This window comes from Roseivirga echinicomitans, from assembly GCF_001592935.1.
Lineage (GTDB): Bacteria > Bacteroidota > Bacteroidia > Cytophagales > Cyclobacteriaceae > Roseivirga > Roseivirga echinicomitans.
In genome coordinates this window covers 97,253-113,931 of sequence record NZ_LRDB01000004.1, presented here as the reverse complement: position 1 = coordinate 113,931, position 16,679 = coordinate 97,253, and the positions used below count along the sequence as shown (strand labels likewise).

The following is a 16,679-nucleotide window of genomic DNA, read 5'->3' as shown; positions in this document are numbered from 1 at the left end:
TTGCATCTTTTTAATGCTTTGGAAGATTAAGAATATTCACTACTTTCAACTATTAAAATAGTTAATTAACTAACCTTATAATGAAAAAGTCGATTCTCCTAAGCCTCCTAGCTATCCTTCTCGTATTTGTAATTGCTCAAAAGTCAATTCCATTAACTTTTAAACTGAATGAAGTTTATAAGGATAAGTCGGTTAATGTACCTGAAGTTATCAAAAACTTCTCAGCCCTATTGGTGCAGAAAGGGATTCTAATAACAGCTGATTTATCGAAGCCAGACTTGATTTACGATAAGCTTTCAGCCTTAGAGAATGTGAGCCCTGCGGAATTTGGGATTGACAAGTATGTAGATGCAAAAACGATAAAAAACTGGAAGGCACAGCAAAAAATTCTAGACGCCTCTATAGACGACCAAGCCAATATTGCTTTGTTCACCTACTATCAACTATTTTCTGAAGAATACACCAAAATCAAGCTGCATATTAAGGCAAATAGAACCGTAGATTTTAAAGGTGAACATTTACCAATGGCAAGTTTTGATACTGTATTATTTGATGAAATCAATCGATTGAAAGACAAGGGCGTTGAACCAAGTCAAGTAACGATGGAACTACAAGTTGACCCTATTACTCAATTTGAGTTTACGACTTTTATTCAGGACAAGTTGAGAAAGCTTGAGATCAGAAAAGTGACGCTCCTTAGCAATAAGTAACACTGTCAGTGTGGCACAAAAAAAGACTCCCTGAAAGCGTTTGATATCAGGGAGTCTTTTGCTTTTTCGTTCTATACCATTCTTAACGGTTCAAGAAAGAAGAGTACATCCAAACTAATTTTTCTTGTTCACGGATATAATCACTCATTAAAGCGTTTGTTCCTTCATCATCTGCGTCAGCCGACAAAACAAGAATTTCGCGCTGAAGCATGATAACCATTTTAAAGGAGTTTAAAATATTCTCCACTGCCCTTATCCCATTGGTTACTTCGCTACTTTCTTTAATGGATGAGCCAGCCGCATACTTTGAATAATTGTGTTCGGGTGTAAATCCCAAAGTTAAGATTCTTTCTGCCAACTCATCAATCTTAAGTATTAAATCGTTGTAAAGCTCTTCGAATTTCACATGAAGCTCAAAGAACTTCTCGCCTTTGATGTTCCAATGCGCACCACGTGTATTTTGATAAAAAATTGAGTAATTGGCCAATAACTCATTTAGCTTTTCAGCCAGTTTTTCAGCCTTAACACTTTCAATTCCAATTGCGTTTGTGTTGTCCATAATTTCTAGGTTTTATATCTATCTAATTTTTTGCTGAAGGCTCGCCCAGCCACCTCCATTATACACTTGCGTATAACCATTGGCTTTCAACATATTCTTGGCCGAAGCACTTCTCATTCCCGAAGCACAACAGGTAATTATAGGCTTATCTTTGTTCTTCAACCTGCTTAAATTCGAACCCAAAGCATCGACTGAAATATTCATCGACCCCTTGATATGACCACCTGTGTATTCGCCCTTCGAGCGTACATCTAAAACAACAGCTCCCTGCTGAACAAGTTCCTTAAAATCGACTTTTGGTCCTAAACCGAACAATCTTTTTAAACTATCTAACATAAGGCTTAAACGGTTTTAGACTGAACATAATTCACATCCAACCAACTTCCTCCATTATAACATTGAATGCCATAACCCGACAGAAACTGCTCTGCTTGTCCGCTACGGTTTCCAGACGCACAACACAATACCAAAGGCATTTTCATGGCTTTAAGTTCTTCAATGCGTTGCGGTATTTCCTGCAAAGGAATATTCACCGAATTGGCTACGTGTCCTCCCCTAAATTCTTCTGGTGAACGTACATCCACTATACTAGCTTTGCCCTGGTTTACTAATTCTTCAATATTCATTTCTTCTTGTTTTATCTAACGCTTATTCTCAATGAAACAAATGTACAATCTTTAGCCCTTGGGCTTAGTTACATTTGTTACAGAACGGGAAGGCAATGGTGAAATTTACCGCGGTATTTTTCTAAAATACCTGATCAACTCAAAGATCAAATACACCCAAGGGGTACCATGCAAAACCAAATCAAAGTAATCCATGACTTGCATTCCATTGGCGCCCCCCATTACCCATTTTATTTTACCCAAGATATGAGGTTCTGGCGTGAAAGGTGCTAAGCCGAGGGTTAGCGCCAAAAGAATGGCCAACTTAAGATTCCCTTTCCCACTTTTTTCTGTTCCGTTGTGCTGACCTTTTCCCATGAATAAACCTTCGTTTACAATATTTCTATACAGTTTCTATGCAGCTCAATCTTACCATCAGCCTCCAAACCTTTCAACAACCTAGATACCACTACCCTGGAGGTGTTTAACTCATTGGCAATTTGCTGGTGCGTTTTCTGAATTTTGAAAGTGCCCGTGGCCTGCTGTGTATCTAATAAATATTTCAAAAGCCTTTCATCCATGTTATGAAAAACTACACTATCGATAGTGGTAAGCAATTCATCAAAACGAGTTTGATAAGAGCTAAAAACAAACTTTCTAAAACTCAAATATTTCACCATCCATGCATCTAAATAGCTATTCGGAATCATCCAAACGATGGAGTCTTCTTCGGCCATTACATGAAAGCCTGTATTCCGACCCTCCAAGCAGCAAGCAATGGACATTGCACAAGTCTCTCCTCCTTCTAAATAGTAAAGAAATACTTCATTATGGTGTTCGTCTTGGCGCATCACCTTAAGCAAACCTTGCAAAACGATGGGCATTCCTCCACCACGTTCGTCAGAACCAAAGATCAGTTCTCCAGCCTTTACTTTCTTTAGTCTGCCTGCAGTCCTAATTTCATCTGCAAGCTTCTCTTCAAGACCAGAATTGGCCAACATCTTATCTAAAAGTTCATTCATATCGTCATTCAATAAATCAGCTATCTGCTGATTTAAAGATAAGGCGAAAACCCGAAAATTGTGAGGCATAAGACAAATGAATCAACTCGTTTTCAATAAAAATTACTGTTTTTAGCAGCAAGTTTTTGCTGAGTCTCTTAAACCAAACTTCTTCAGAATAATGTCCATCAAACACCAATTGGTCAATGATGATTGAAGCAAATTAGCACCTACGAAAGCAGTAAACCACAACCAATTTTGATTCACATAAATGGATAGTAATAGGCTTATTAAGATGAAGGCACCTGCAATGCCATGTTTTACTTTTGTTATCATAGTCTTCCGTATTAAATGTTATTCATTCTTTTAATGTCCATTACCGCCACATGAATTTTCGACTCTGATTCTTGGCTTTCATTTAGGTTTCTGATCTGCAACATGACCTCGTCCACCGTAAATGTTGGAACAAAGGCATAGAACAAAACAGATTGCCGTTCTCCAATGCTTGAAGCAAACCAATTGGCAGACATGGATTCACCTTCCTGGTCTTTATAACCAGTTACATCCATATAAGAGAAGGTTTTTACTCCCGATTTTTTCAATAAGCCTTTGATGTCTTTTTCAAAAGCCCTAGCAGCTGTTATAATTAATAATTCCATGATCGTATGGTTAATGGTTTGATGATTTACCTTCCCACTTTTTTCGTTCGGTCATATAGTAAATGAGCGGAACAACAATCAGGGTAAGTAAAGTGGAAACAATTGCCCCTGCTACCAATGAAATGGCCAGTCCCTGAAATATAGGATCGAACAGGATGATGGATGCACCAATCACTACCGCACCAGTGGTGAGTAGAATGGGTTTGGTACGTACCGCACCGGCATCCACGATGGCTTGTTTTATAGAAGCTCCTTCGTTCAATCTAATCTCTATAAAGTCGATCAACAGCACCGAATTTCTTACCATGATTCCAGCCAAAGCAATCATTCCGATAAATGATGTAGCGGTGAAGAACGCCCCAAGCACCCAGTGACCTAATACAATCCCCACCAACGAAAGCGGTATGGCGATCATCATTACAATTGGTGTTTTAAAGTTTTGGAACCAGCCAACAATCAGCATGTAAATGATCACTATCACGACCAAAAAGGCAGTTCCTAAGTCTCTAAAGACTTCCATGGTGATTTGCCATTCTCCATCCCATTTCACAGTATAGTCTGATTCATCCTCAGGTTGGCCCATGTACATTTCGTTAACAGAGTAGCCTTTCGGCACAGTCAAGTTTTGAATCTGCTCGGTCATGCCTAAAATGGCGTATGCAGGACTCTCTAAGTCTCCAGCCATATCGGCCAACACATACACCACGCGCTTCTGGTCTTTGTGATAAATTGTAGGTTGGAGGGTGTCTTTTCTTACCGTGACTAAATCGCCAACAGTAACCAAGTCTCCTTGCTGACCTTTGATTTTAAGGCCCTGAATATCTTGCAGACTAGATTTATCTTTATCATCTAAGGCAAGTACAATACCCACAGGGTTATTGGAATCTTGGTCATAGAAATTCGACACCGGATATTCTTGCATGAGGTAAGTGATACTCCCCACAACTTGCTGAGGAACTACACCATGCATCATGGCTTTTTCGCTGTCCACCACTAGGTTATATTCTGTCTGTCCTTCCTCCACATTCCAATCCACATCCACCACATCTTGTGTATTCAACAGAAGGTTTTTTACCTGCGCAGCCAGCTTGATTTGTTCATTATAATCAGGCCCATAAATCTCCGTCACTAAGGTTGAAAGTACTGGTGGGCCAGGTGGCACTTCTACGAGTTTCACATTTGCATTATGCTTGGCGGCTATGGCCTGAATATCTGGTCGAAGCATTTTGGTAATGTCATGACTAGACAAGTCACGATCAGCTTTATGCAACAGATTTACTTGGATGTCGGCCATATTGCTTCCCCCGCGTAAATCGTAATGCCTCACCAAACCATTAAAAGTGATGGGTGCCGAGCTACCAATGTAGTTCTGGTAACTGATCACTTCGGGCACACCCGATAAGTATTGTGCAATTTCTTGGGTAACTGCCGCGGTACGCTCCAAGGTGGTGCCTTCTGGCATATCGACTACCACTTGGAACTCATTCTTATTATCGAAAGGCAGCATTTTAACGACTACCGACTGGTTGTAGAACAAGTACATTGAACCCAAGAGTAATACCACCGTGGCACTCAAAAGTGTCCATCTTTTTGTTTTACTCTCTAAGAATGGAAATTCTATGGCTTTATAGGCCTTATAAATAAAGGTAGTTTCGTATGCTTTTTCTTCCTTCTCTTCTCCGCTTTCTTTTTCACGAAGAAAATGGTAGCCTAAATATGGAGTAATGGTTAAGGCAATAAACAATGAAAGAATCATGGCAATTGACGCTCCAATTGGCATTGGACTCATGTACGGCCCCATCATTCCCGACACAAAGGCCATTGGTAAAATGGCGGCAATTACTGTGAATGTGGCCAAAATGGTAGGGTTCCCTACTTCATTGATGGCATAAATAGCCGCTTGCTTAAACGGTAGTTTCTTCGCTTTAAAGTGCCTGTGCATGTTTTCAGCAATGATAATACTATCATCTACCACAATACCCACCACAAAAACCAAGGCGAAAAGCGTGATTCGGTTTAGCGTGTAGCCCAGCATGTAGTAACTGAAAAGCGTAAGTGCAAAAGTGAGTGGAACAGACAAAAACACGACCAATCCACCTCTCCAGCCCATGGATAGCATTACCAACACCGTGACGGCTATAATGGCTACGCCCAAGTGCAACAGTAGTTCGCCTACTTTGTGCGAAGCTGTTTCTCCGTAGTTCCTAGTAACCGCTACTTCAACATCGCTAGGAATCAAGTTCTTTTTCAAGCCTTCCACCTGACTAAGGATTTTGTCTGCTACTTTCATGGCATCAGCACCTTTCACTTTGGCTACAGAGATAGTAATAGCTGGGTATTCTGAAGGAAATGAAGCATATTCCTCGTTGGCTTTACCATAACCAAACGACACATAATTACTAGATGATGAAGGCCCATCTACGATTTCGGCCACCTGACTTAAATAAACGGGTAAGTTTTTATTCACCCCTACTACCAAACGCTCTACCTCTTCTACAGAAGAAAGGAACTTACCCGTTGTAATCAGAAATTCTTGATCGTTTTGAACAAAACTGCCCGACTGAGCACTGCTGTTACTGGCCTGAATAATCTGGATAATCCCCAATGGATCTACACCATTTTCAGCCATCTTATCTTTGTCCAGCACAATCTTTAATTGCCTGGTTCGTCCGCCAATTACTCTGGTTATGGCTACATCATTCACTTTTTCAATCTCAGTGGTTAGCTCTTCGGCCATTTGTCTAAGTTGAAAATCACTGTAGCTTTCACTCCAGAGTGTGATGCCCAACATCGGCACATCGTCAATGGACCTTGTTTTCACCAAAGGCTGATAAACGCCTTCTGGGAACATGCCTTTGTTTTTTTCGAGCTCATCGTAAAGCTTCACATAGGAACGCTCTACATCTTCGCCAACAAAAAATTGAACGATAAGCACCGCCTGGCCATTCATCGACATACTGTGAACATGCTCTACTCCTTTGATATTGGAGATGATTTTCTCCAAAGGCCTCACTACACGGTTTTCAATTTCCGTAGGATTTGCCCCTGGGTAGCCAATCATAATATCGGCCATGGGTACGATTATTTGCGGTTCTTCTTCTCGCGGAATAAGAAACGAACTGTATACACCAATGATCATCAGCGCCACCATAAGCAGTACAGTCAGCTTAGAGTTGATGAATAGATTGGCTATTTTTCCTGAAATTCCTTCTTGCATTTCTGTCTCGTTAAATGGTTTTCAATCGGACTCAAAAGCCTTAAAATGTAACTTTAGCTCCGTTGTACAGCTTGCCTTCATGGCTTAGTATAAAGCGCTCGTTTTCTCCAAGTCCAGAAATCACCTCTACTTTATCGTTGTAGGTTCTTCCCAATCTTAACCACCTTAGAATGGCGATTTTGTCATCCGTCACTACATAAACCCCAGTCAATTGTCCTTTCTGGATCAATGCGCTGGTTGGTATCATAATTTGAGAAGGCTCGGTTTCCGTTGAATTTGTAGCGAATTTCACGTTCACGAACATACCCGAACGGAGTGCTTTGTCAGCTTCCTTTATGGCAATTTTCACCATGTACTGCCCACCCGTATTTTGTGCCGAAGGACTTAGCTCAATAATCTTCCCTTCGAATTCCTGTTCAATCGACTTCACATAAATCTTTGCTTTTGTGTCTTCAGTAATGCCCGAGATATCCGATTCAGAAATAGAAGCGACTACTTGATAGTTTTCAGCATCTTCCAAAGCTATAAGTGGCATACCGGGGTTGGCCATCATGCCTTCCTTGATAAATGAGTTGACCACAACACCAGAGAAAGGTGCTTTGATATTGGTATAAGCAAATTGTGCCTCCACTCCTTTTTTCATTTGCTCAGCAGCTTCTACATTGGCTTTAGCTACTTCAAATCGCGTAGTCATGTCGTCTAATTCCTTCTGCGAAGCACTCCCCTTTTCGAATAGTGATTTAAAGCGTTGGAAGTCTGTTTCTGCATTCTTTAAACCACTTTTAGCCTGAATGATTGAGGCTTCCACTTGGGCTCTTTGGGCGATTAAATCGGCATTACTAATATTAATGAGCGTTTGCCCTTTGCTTACTTTATCACCCACTTTTACATGAATCTTAGTAATATTACCCATCATTCGGGTGCTTAGGTTTGCATTTTGACCTGCTTCAATTTTTCCGCTGGCAGCTATATAACCTGCCGCTTCAGAAGCATTTACTTGGGCCACTTTTACAGGCACTGAAGGAAGTTCCGTGATTTCTTTTTGTTCCGTTGTGCCACAACCTACCGTTAGGAATGCCGCAAATGTTAGAAGTATATATTGGTATGTTTTCATCGTTTATCTAGTTAAAAACCTTAAGTATTCTTTCGTTAAGTTGTATTCAAATAGGGCTTGTAAGTGCTCCAGTTCCTTCTGAAACATCTGTGTTTCGGCCATCAACAAGTCGGCTGTTTTCTCCAAGCCTTCCATAAATCGGTCTTTTCTGATGCGATAGGCTTCGGCTTTCTGCTCAAAAGCTTTTTGTGATAGCTCCACCTTGTTTTCAGCATCCGTCAATTGACGATTCGTTTTGTTCAGTTCGAACTGGGCTTGCTGTGTGTAATTTTCTTTTTCGACCTTGGCTTTTTCCACCATGGCTTGAGCTTTCTGAATTTTGCCCACATTCTTGTTTCCATCGAAAATATTCCATGAAATCTGTAGTCCTACCAAATAACCATCGGCACCAAAACCAAAAGCGTTATTGTCGTACACTTGGTAATTGCCAAATGCATTGATTCTAGGCAATGCGCTCATTTTATTCGATTTGAGCATTTTCTCATGCCCTAAAAGCGCTTTGTTCATGGCTATCAAATCCTTTCTGTCTTGCGATAAAAGGTTGGAAAAGTCTTCGGTTTGTAGACGGCTAGAAATAGTAGATTGCGGCTTGTATACCGTTCCATCAATATCAGCTCCTAGCAGAGTTGCCAGTCCATCGGAAGTATTTCTAATGTTGCTTTTGGCGTATCGTAATTGGTTTTCTACCTCAATTTGTCTGACCGCCACATCCAATACATCGGCCCTCTTTGCCATGCCCTGATCGAAGTAATCGTTCATCAGCTTCAACCCTTGGTCGGCAGTATATTTGGCGCGTTCTAAAACCGACACTGCCTCATAAGCCAATTGCAATTGCATATAAGCTTTAGTGGCTTCCATTTCCATATGTTCCTGAATTCGAGCAGCCTGCGATTCATAGGCTTCAACTTGAATTTGCGCGGCCTGACGCTGATAAACGCCATCCAAATTGAGTAGCGGCTGCAATACCTGCACCTCTACCGAATAGTTTTCAATCCTGTCTGGATCATTCAATCGGTTTGGATCGAAATCCGCAGCAGTAAGCCTTTCTTGGTTCAGTTTAGAACCGAAAGCCATGAGCGGATTGTTGGTCATCATGGAGGTTTGTGTAGCAGAAATTGATGGCAGAAACAGTGCTTTCGACTGATTCAAATCGCCTTTCGCCATGGCCGTTTGTTGTTCGGCAATTTTTGATTGAAGATTATTCTGAAATACACGCTGTACCAGATCATCCTTTGATATGAGTAGCGTGTCTTGACTTTTGGCCGTAAAAGCCATCAGTTGACCCGCTATGAGAAGTATTAAAACCTTTTTGTTCATTACGCTTTGTCCTTATTTGGATCAAAGGTAGGTGGACGCTGGATGGCAGTTGGTAACCATTGTTACACACCAATCGACCTATCGGTTTTAATGTTTTAGATAAGAATGGCGGATTCGATGGTATTCTGAGGGAGTAGTTTGGGTACTAATTATCGTTTAGTCACTACAATTCCACCATGGCGGTAAATTCCGATCGGAAGAGAATCTATAAATTGATCAAAAAGATAATTAAGATCAATTTTCATTTTTATGGTTTCCAAAATTCCACGGATTTTAGCTATTTCTTTTAAATCTGGATTTTGATAATAATCATTCTCCGGTTCCCAGTAAGAGAATTCACGATCCACATCAGTAGTTTTAATATGAAAGGAAATGCTCGTTCCATCAAAACCCGTAATACAACCTTCCACCTCACTGCAAGAAGGGATCGATTCAACCCCTTGCTTGAAAGCCTCATTCATTATCTTCTCAACATCATCGCCTGGAATAGCTAATCGTTGCCTAATGTATTTAATGGGTTCTCCTTTTCTATTAACCTTTAAAACTGAATTGATCAACACACCCTCATAGCTGTGATTCATACTTTTAACCAACTCCAGTAATTGTCTGTCATTTATCTCTATCGTATAGATTCTTTCATGTATTAACTCATCAAAATTAGTACGCTGAACTAAATCATTCGATTGCCCAAATACGGAACCTTGAAAAATAATCAATGAAGCTATTAAACTAAAAAAATGCTTCATCACTACTTCCCCTCCACAAACATTTCCATCAGTTCGAACTGTAAACCATTATAGTTGAGCGGGTCCATATTGCCAGTAATGGCCAATACGGTTTGGGTTTCCTTATGAATCATAAAAAAGGTAATTCCACCTACTGAACCTCCGCTGTGTCCATAAAATGTATTGCCGCTGTTACGCGCATAAGTGGACCAGCCTATTCCGTAATTGGTTGCCTTTCCATTAGCAGTTTTCTGCGAAGTCATAAACTCGTCAAGCACTTCTTGTTTTAAGAATCCAGCTGCCATATGGGCTTGGCCGAAAACGCAAAGGTCTTCTGTGGCCCCAACAAAACCTCCCCCGGCCCATTTGTAGCTATTGTCTACATAAGGTGCAGCCACAACCTTTCCATCTTTGAATTGATAGAACTTGGTCAGGTTGGCGGTTTGGCGGTCGGCATATTCAGCCACGGTATTGTCCATTCCTAACTTGTCGAACACTTGCTGCTGCATAAATTGTAGAAAATCAGAAGTTTGAAAAGAGAATTCGCCCGCATTGGCGGTTTCCATGGCAGCAGAAATCAGGTTCCAACCATAACTTGAATAAGAATAGGTGGTACCGGGCTTGCTGATCAACGGGTCATTCATGAAAATGGCCAAGCCATCGGTAACAGTCGGATAGTTTTTTGTACTTAAAAACTCGTTGCCTTTGTAATGACGGATTCCAGCCACGTGCCCTCCCAGTTGTCTTAATGTGATTTCATATTTCTTCTCTGGCCAAACAGGAACATACTTTTGAATCGGTACATCTAAATCCACTTTTCCATCTTGATAAAGCAAAGCCAAACCAGCTGCCGTGAGTGTTTTAGAAACACTCCCAATTCGGAACTTAGTTTTGGAAGGATCGACAGGCGTTTTATTCTCTAAGTCAGAATAGCCATAGCCTTTAGAAAACACCAATAGCCCTTTTTGAGAAATAGAAATGCTTAAACCCGGAACTTGAGTCGCTTCTACAAAAGCCTTGAGTTTCTGGTCTGCTTGTTCTTGAAGGCTTTGGGCGGAAACGCTTACCCAAAGAAAGAGCGTTAAGAGCATCCAAGCTGATTTACGCCATATGGAAGTTTGAATTTGTTTCATCGTTTATTGGTTTTTTCTGATTACTCGGCCTGCTCTTTCATTGGTCAGTTCGCCTTGATCGATGGTAAGCCTTCCGTTCACAATCACATAATCAATCCCCTCAGGGTAATGATGGGGATCTTCGAAAGTGCCTTTGTCGATTACTGTTTTAGGATTGAAAACAGTAATATCGGCTTTCATGCCTTCTTTGATATAACCACGGTCTGTTAGGCCTAGCCTATCGGCAGGCATCGAAGTCATTTTACGTAAAGCCGTCTGCAAGTCAATCACTCCTTCTTCTCTAACATAGTAGCCTAAAACACGTGGAAATGTTCCGTAACCTCTTGGATGTGGATGTCCAACTCCGGGCTCTAACAGTGAGCCATCTGAAGCTACCATCACCATTGGATGCTGCATAATGCGTTTTACATCTTCTTCATTAATGGCATGGAAAACGCAAGAAGCTCCACCGTTCAATTGTGCTTCAATCACCAATTCAGCACCGTTTCTAAAAGTGGGTTCCATACCCCTTTCAATGGCCCAGTCCTTTAAAGTCTTTCCGTTCAATTCTGGTTTGTATTTAAAAGAAGCAAACTGCACCACATCCAACTGTGCTCCTCCTCTATCGAACTCAATATTAAACATGATTTCTTCAATGATTTTCTCTTTCGTTTTAGGGTCTTCTAGCCTTTTCTTCAAGGCCGAGGTTCCTCCTGCCATTGCCCAGGTAGGAATAAGTACTGAAATACCTGTTGAACTGGCAGTATATGGATACTGATCGGCCATAATATCTAACCCAATACTTCGAGCAGAGTCAATCATGGCTAAAGTCTTTACACTGGCGCCCCACATCGGTCGGCCAATGGCTTTGTGGTGGGTAAGAATCACAGGAATATCGGCCTCGCGGCTAATCATAATTGCTTCTTGCACGGCATCGAGCAATCCCAAACCTTCTTCTCTCAAATGTGAAGTATAGATCCCACCTGCTGCGCCCGCCACTTTAGACAGTGCTATTACTTCATCTACTTTAGAGAAAGATCCCGGTACATATTTAAGTCCTGTAGAAATTCCAAAAGCCCCATTGTCCATGGCCTCCTGTACTTTACCCTTCATTTCTTCCAGCTCTTCAGGAGTTGGTTCACGGTTTTCGGTTTGCATCACCGCTCTTCTGATGGAATTATGCCCCACCAAATAAGCAGCATTCACGCCCAACTCATATCCATCTAAACTGTCTAGGTAATCCTTCATGGGCGAAGGACCACGACCATCCGGACCACCCAAAACGGTGGTTACCCCTTGTTTGATGGCGCTCTCCGCTGCGGGCAAACGCATGATGGCTTCTACATGGGCATGCATATCGATAAAACCGGGCGACACGGCTAAACCTGTTGCATCAATGCGTTTGGCGGCTTTGGCTTTGCTTAAATCGCCAATCTTCACAATTTGATCTCCATTAATCCCCACATCCGCCTTTTGGGCTTGGTTGGTGGTGCCGTCATAGACAGTTCCGTTTTCTATAATGATATCGTAAGATTCAGGGGAGCCGCAGGAAACAATGAAACAAAGCACGAGGGCAGTAAAAAATATTTTCTTGATCATAGACTTAAAGTTGAAAAAGGAAGATAGTCAACTTATGCGATATATGTCCAGCGATAGAGTGTTGTGTGGGAATTATGAAATTCACTATCCAAGCCTCTACAATAAAATGTCGGGGTTTTTATTTTGTCTTAGTGAGAAACATTTACAGTTAAGGATTAGAATATAATGCCACTTTTTGTTTCATTACCTAACGTTCGCACAAACGCTAAAACTGCCCCGTAGTAGTCAAAAATACATCACGATGCCTGCAAACAATTTCAACATAGAAGGATTGACTACTGAGCAGGTAGCTCGTTCAAGGGAGAGTTTTGGGGGAAACACACTAGACTACAAGCAAGAAAACAATGTCTTTGATGCCATTAAGAAATTGGTAAAAGAGCCAATGGTTGTCCTCCTGTTTGCGGCATCCCTCATTTATTTGATTAGTGGAAAAACTGGTGATGCCATCTTTCTTGCATCTGCCATCATTATAGTTTCCGTGATTTCGCTATTTCAAGATTCCAGAAGTAGAAATGCATTACAAAAGTTAAAGAAGCTCTCACAACCCCATTGTAAAGTCATCAGAAATGGGGAGGTAATAGAAATTGAAAGTGAAGATCTGGTGGTGGGCGATAGTTTAATAGTAGAAGAAGGAACCTCGATTACAGCCGATGGAATCATTGTTCACTCCAATGATTTCTCTGTTAATGAATCTATACTTACCGGAGAATCGCTGTCCGTTTTCAAAGACAAAGGCAAAGCTGATAATCTGATTTTTAAGGGGACGACTGTAGCTAGCGGTTTAGCCATTGCTACCATCACCCACATTGGTAATGAAACCAAATTAGGTAAAATAGGCAAAAGCCTAGAAAGCATCAAAGAAGAAAAAACGCCTCTGGAATTACAGATAACGAACTTTGTGAAAAACATGGTTATTGCCGGAGTAATCGTTTTCATGGTGGTCTGGGCAATCAATTATTTTCGTTCATACGACTTATTAGATAGCCTACTCAAGGCCCTGACTTTGGCCATGAGTATTTTACCGGAAGAAATTCCAATGGCCTTTACCACCTTTATGGCCATTGGCGCTTGGCGACTAATGAAAATGGGCATTGTGGTAAAGCAGATGAAAACAGTTGAGACATTAGGTAGCGCTACTGTCATCTGCACTGACAAAACAGGAACCATTACCGAAAACAAAATGAGTTTGGCAAAGGTATTTACGCTGAATTCACAAAGAATCTCCTTTCCAGACCATGCTAATGAGGACGAAAAAGTACTGATAAGAATAGCGATGTGGGCCAGTGAGCCTATTCCATTCGATGCTATGGAAGTGTCATTGCACCAAGCATATGAAGACCTGCATAAAGAAGATGAGCGTCAAAACTTTAAGTTAGTGCACGAATACCCATTGGGTGGAAAACCACCGATGATGACCCATGTTTTTGAAAATAGCTTAGGCAAAAGAATTATAGCAGCCAAAGGGGCTCCAGAAGCATTAATGGCTTTATCTAATCTAACAGCAGAAGAAAAAAGTCAAATTGATAAAGCCATTCAGGCCATCACGCACGAAGGCTACAGAGTATTAGGGGTTGGCCAAAGTGATTTTAAAGGGAGCAATTACCCCAAAACTCAACAAGAACTTAAGTTCAGCTTTAAAGGAATCGTGGCTTTTTATGACCCTCCAAAAAAGAACATCAATAAAGTATTCGAAGACTTTTACAAAGCTGGAATTTCAGTCAAGATCATTACTGGCGATAATGCCGCAACCACCACAGCCATTGCAAAACAAGTAGCATTTAGAGGTTATGAGCATAGTCTTACTGGTGATGAATTGATGAAGCTATCTGAGGAAGAGTTAGGAAAAAGTGTCAAGAACACGAATATCTTCACTCGAATGTTTCCAGAAGCTAAATTGAGGATCATCAATGCCTTAAAAAGCAATAATCAGATTGTGGCCATGACTGGAGACGGTGTCAATGATGGACCAGCTTTAAAAGCCGCCCATATTGGTATTGCCATGGGTAAAAAGGGAACAGAAATTGCCAAACAAGCAGCTTCACTCATATTAATTGAAGACGATTTATCAAAAATGGTGGATGCTGTAGCCATGGGTAGAAAAATCTATACCAACCTAAAAAAGGCCATTCAATACGTTATATCCATTCACATTCCGATTATCCTCACTGTTTTTATTCCGCTTGCTTTGGGGTGGATCTACCCTAATATCCTCTCCCCCGTGCACATCATATTCTTAGAGTTAATCATGGGGCCCACCTGCTCTATCATATTTGAAAATGAGCCTATGGAGAAGAATACCATGTCTCAAAAACCACGACCATTCACTACTACTTTCTTCAGTTGGAAAGAACTTACGACAAGTATTATTCAAGGATTGGCAATTACAGTAGGAACATTGGTGGTCTATCAGTATTCGGTTTATATGGCTTTTGACGAGGCCCACACAAGAACAATGGTTTTTACAGGATTAATAGCCGCAAACATCTTTTTGACACTCGTCAATCGATCTTTTTACTATTCGGTCTTGACTACGTTGAAATACAAAAACAATTTAGTTTTATTGATCATCTCCATCACAATTGTGATTACGGGGTTACTACTCTTTGTATCTCCTTTGACCAATTTCTTTGAATTTAAGACACTCAGCTTTTCTCAGCTGGCCATTTGTATTGGAATAGGGTTTATATCTGTAATGTGGTATGAGTTGGTAAAAATAAAAGCAAGGTTAAAAAGGAATACTCCCAGCATCGAAATCGATTAGTATTCTAATTCGCCCTTTTGCTGTTCTTCACCAACAAGCCACCAAATGTTCTTCTAGTCGACTCAATGGTTATAAACAGTATATCCGATTCTGCACATATCCCAACCAAAACTCTTATCTTCATTAATCAACAAACCCTACAACTATGAAACTTGGTGCATTTTCTATCAGCCTTAGCGTTAAAGACCTTAAAGCTTCCAAAGATTTTTATGAAGCCCTTGGCTTTACAGTATTTGCTGGAGATATGGAGAAAAATTACCTGATCATGAAAAATGGTAACGCTTTGGTGGGGCTTTTCCAGGGCATGTTCCCCAACAATATTCTTACTTTCAATCCAGGCTGGGATGAGAATGCGCAAAAACTCGAGACATTTGATGATGTGCGCGAAATACAAAAAGCGCTGAAAAGCAAAGGCATTACACTTCAAAGCGCAGCAGATGAGAGTACCTCTGGTCCAGCCAGTATGATGGTTGTCGACCCTGATGGCAATGCCGTACTCATTGATCAGCATGTTTAGGGCTACCGCTTAGTTGGTGTTCTTTACCATCTTATCAATCCCTTTTACAATCAGCCACTCCAGCGATGTTATTAAGCTTACAATAATAATTATCAAAAAGAGATGGGTTAAAAAATTTATTAACGTACTTTTGTACTGTACGAAAGATACACTTGCTTTCGTTACAAAAACACCAAGGGCTTCAGGTTTATAACGCTCGCCCCAAACTACCAAAAACACTTTGTGCTGTACTTCTAATAGGGATTTATGCCCATTCCAAAATTTGGATAATTATTAAGATGCAGAACAACAACGTATTTATCACGGTTGATGACGACCCTATCAACCAATTCCTCTCAAAGGTCATTATCACTAAAAACGTGAATAATGCCGAAGTGATTACATTCGGTAATGTACAGGATGCTATAAGCTACATTACCAAAGAAGGTATTGGATTTCAGAAAATTATTCTACTACTGGATATTAACATGCCTCAATTTGATGGATGGGACTTCTTGGATCAATTCGATGAGTTAAACGTTGAGCTCAAACAAAAATTCGACATCTATTTATTGTCTTCCTCTACCGACAAGGCTGATTTAAATAAAGCTAAATTCTACCCTTTTGTAATTGATTTTATTGCAAAGCCCCTTACCAGCAATTCCCTTGACATCGTTTTCAAACGATTAAAAGCGGCATGAACAAAAAAACCTATCCTTAAACGGAAGCAAATCACTCATTCAATACTAAAACCAAGAAATAAAAATATAGGTAGGTGAAAAACGTGTGTGTTTGTGTGTCACT

The 16,679-nt window shown here is 40.7% G+C and carries 17 protein-coding genes; 4 read left to right on the top strand and 13 right to left on the bottom strand.

Going from position 1 to position 16,679, the window contains the following annotated elements; translation table 11 throughout:
* Positions 1 to 80 precede the first annotated feature (80 nt).
* Positions 81 to 710: a hypothetical protein gene (locus tag AWN68_RS06570; RefSeq protein WP_068413045.1), complete on the top strand. Its 630-nt coding sequence runs from the start codon at positions 81 to 83 to the stop codon at positions 708 to 710.
* An 82-nt stretch (positions 711 to 792) separates the two neighbouring features.
* Here the strand turns inward: AWN68_RS06570 and AWN68_RS06565 are convergent, their stop codons facing one another.
* The 13 genes from AWN68_RS06565 to AWN68_RS06505 all read right to left on the bottom strand — a co-directional run bounded on the left by AWN68_RS06565 (position 793) and on the right by AWN68_RS06505 (position 12,618).
* Positions 793 to 1,269, bottom strand: a complete 477-nt coding sequence (locus AWN68_RS06565; protein ID WP_068413042.1) for a Dps family protein — start codon at positions 1,267 to 1,269, stop codon at positions 793 to 795.
* Between the two features lie 18 nt (positions 1,270 to 1,287).
* On the bottom strand, positions 1,288 to 1,605 hold the full coding sequence (locus tag AWN68_RS06560) for a rhodanese-like domain-containing protein (RefSeq protein WP_068413039.1): 318 nt from the start codon (positions 1,603 to 1,605) through the stop codon (positions 1,288 to 1,290).
* A 5-nt stretch (positions 1,606 to 1,610) separates the two neighbouring features.
* Entirely contained in the window at positions 1,611 to 1,895 is a 285-nt protein-coding gene (locus AWN68_RS06555) for a rhodanese-like domain-containing protein (protein ID WP_068413038.1), read from the bottom strand.
* A 105-nt stretch (positions 1,896 to 2,000) separates the two neighbouring features.
* Positions 2,001 to 2,252, bottom strand: coding sequence for a hypothetical protein (locus AWN68_RS06550; protein WP_068413036.1), 252 nt, complete (start codon positions 2,250 to 2,252; stop codon positions 2,001 to 2,003).
* 14 nt (positions 2,253 to 2,266) lie between these two features.
* On the bottom strand, positions 2,267 to 2,965 hold the full coding sequence (locus AWN68_RS06545) for a Crp/Fnr family transcriptional regulator (RefSeq protein ID WP_245657972.1): 699 nt from the start codon (positions 2,963 to 2,965) through the stop codon (positions 2,267 to 2,269).
* 42 nt (positions 2,966 to 3,007) lie between these two features.
* On the bottom strand, positions 3,008 to 3,211 hold the full coding sequence (locus AWN68_RS06540) for a YgaP family membrane protein (RefSeq protein WP_068413034.1): 204 nt from the start codon (positions 3,209 to 3,211) through the stop codon (positions 3,008 to 3,010).
* Between the two features lie 11 nt (positions 3,212 to 3,222).
* On the bottom strand, positions 3,223 to 3,534 hold the full coding sequence (locus tag AWN68_RS06535; RefSeq protein ID WP_068413032.1) for a hypothetical protein: 312 nt from the start codon (positions 3,532 to 3,534) through the stop codon (positions 3,223 to 3,225).
* Between the two features lie 10 nt (positions 3,535 to 3,544).
* On the bottom strand, positions 3,545 to 6,751 hold the full coding sequence (locus tag AWN68_RS06530) for an efflux RND transporter permease subunit (protein ID WP_068413029.1): 3,207 nt from the start codon (positions 6,749 to 6,751) through the stop codon (positions 3,545 to 3,547).
* A 40-nt stretch (positions 6,752 to 6,791) separates the two neighbouring features.
* Entirely contained in the window at positions 6,792 to 7,865 is a 1,074-nt protein-coding gene (locus AWN68_RS06525; RefSeq protein WP_068413026.1) for an efflux RND transporter periplasmic adaptor subunit, read from the bottom strand.
* A gap of 3 nt (positions 7,866 to 7,868) precedes the next feature.
* The gene (locus AWN68_RS06520; protein WP_068413018.1) at positions 7,869 to 9,182 is read right to left on the bottom strand and encodes a TolC family protein; all 1,314 of its coding nucleotides are present in this window, start codon (positions 9,180 to 9,182) and stop codon (positions 7,869 to 7,871) included.
* Between the two features lie 149 nt (positions 9,183 to 9,331).
* Positions 9,332 to 9,931, bottom strand: coding sequence for a hypothetical protein (locus AWN68_RS06515; protein WP_172796043.1), 600 nt, complete (start codon positions 9,929 to 9,931; stop codon positions 9,332 to 9,334).
* Entirely contained in the window at positions 9,931 to 11,040 is a 1,110-nt protein-coding gene (locus tag AWN68_RS06510) for a serine hydrolase domain-containing protein (protein WP_084362784.1), read from the bottom strand. The genes AWN68_RS06515 and AWN68_RS06510 overlap by 1 nt, the downstream gene beginning before the upstream one ends.
* Positions 11,041 to 11,043: 3 nt before the next feature.
* Complete coding sequence (locus AWN68_RS06505; RefSeq protein ID WP_089082104.1) at positions 11,044 to 12,618, bottom strand: N-acyl-D-amino-acid deacylase family protein; 1,575 nt, start codon at positions 12,616 to 12,618, stop codon at positions 11,044 to 11,046.
* A gap of 241 nt (positions 12,619 to 12,859) precedes the next feature.
* On the opposite strand from AWN68_RS06505, the gene AWN68_RS06500 reads away from it, so the two are divergent.
* The 3 genes from AWN68_RS06500 to AWN68_RS06490 all read left to right on the top strand — a co-directional run bounded on the left by AWN68_RS06500 (position 12,860) and on the right by AWN68_RS06490 (position 16,576).
* On the top strand, positions 12,860 to 15,379 hold the full coding sequence (locus tag AWN68_RS06500) for a cation-translocating P-type ATPase (RefSeq protein WP_068413013.1): 2,520 nt from the start codon (positions 12,860 to 12,862) through the stop codon (positions 15,377 to 15,379).
* 145 nt (positions 15,380 to 15,524) lie between these two features.
* Entirely contained in the window at positions 15,525 to 15,896 is a 372-nt protein-coding gene (locus AWN68_RS06495; protein ID WP_068413011.1) for a VOC family protein, read from the top strand.
* A gap of 278 nt (positions 15,897 to 16,174) precedes the next feature.
* Positions 16,175 to 16,576 carry a response regulator gene (locus AWN68_RS06490; RefSeq protein WP_068413008.1) on the top strand — a complete coding sequence of 134 codons (402 nt, stop codon included), beginning with the start codon at positions 16,175 to 16,177 and terminating at the stop codon, positions 16,574 to 16,576.
* Positions 16,577 to 16,679 lie beyond the last annotated feature (103 nt).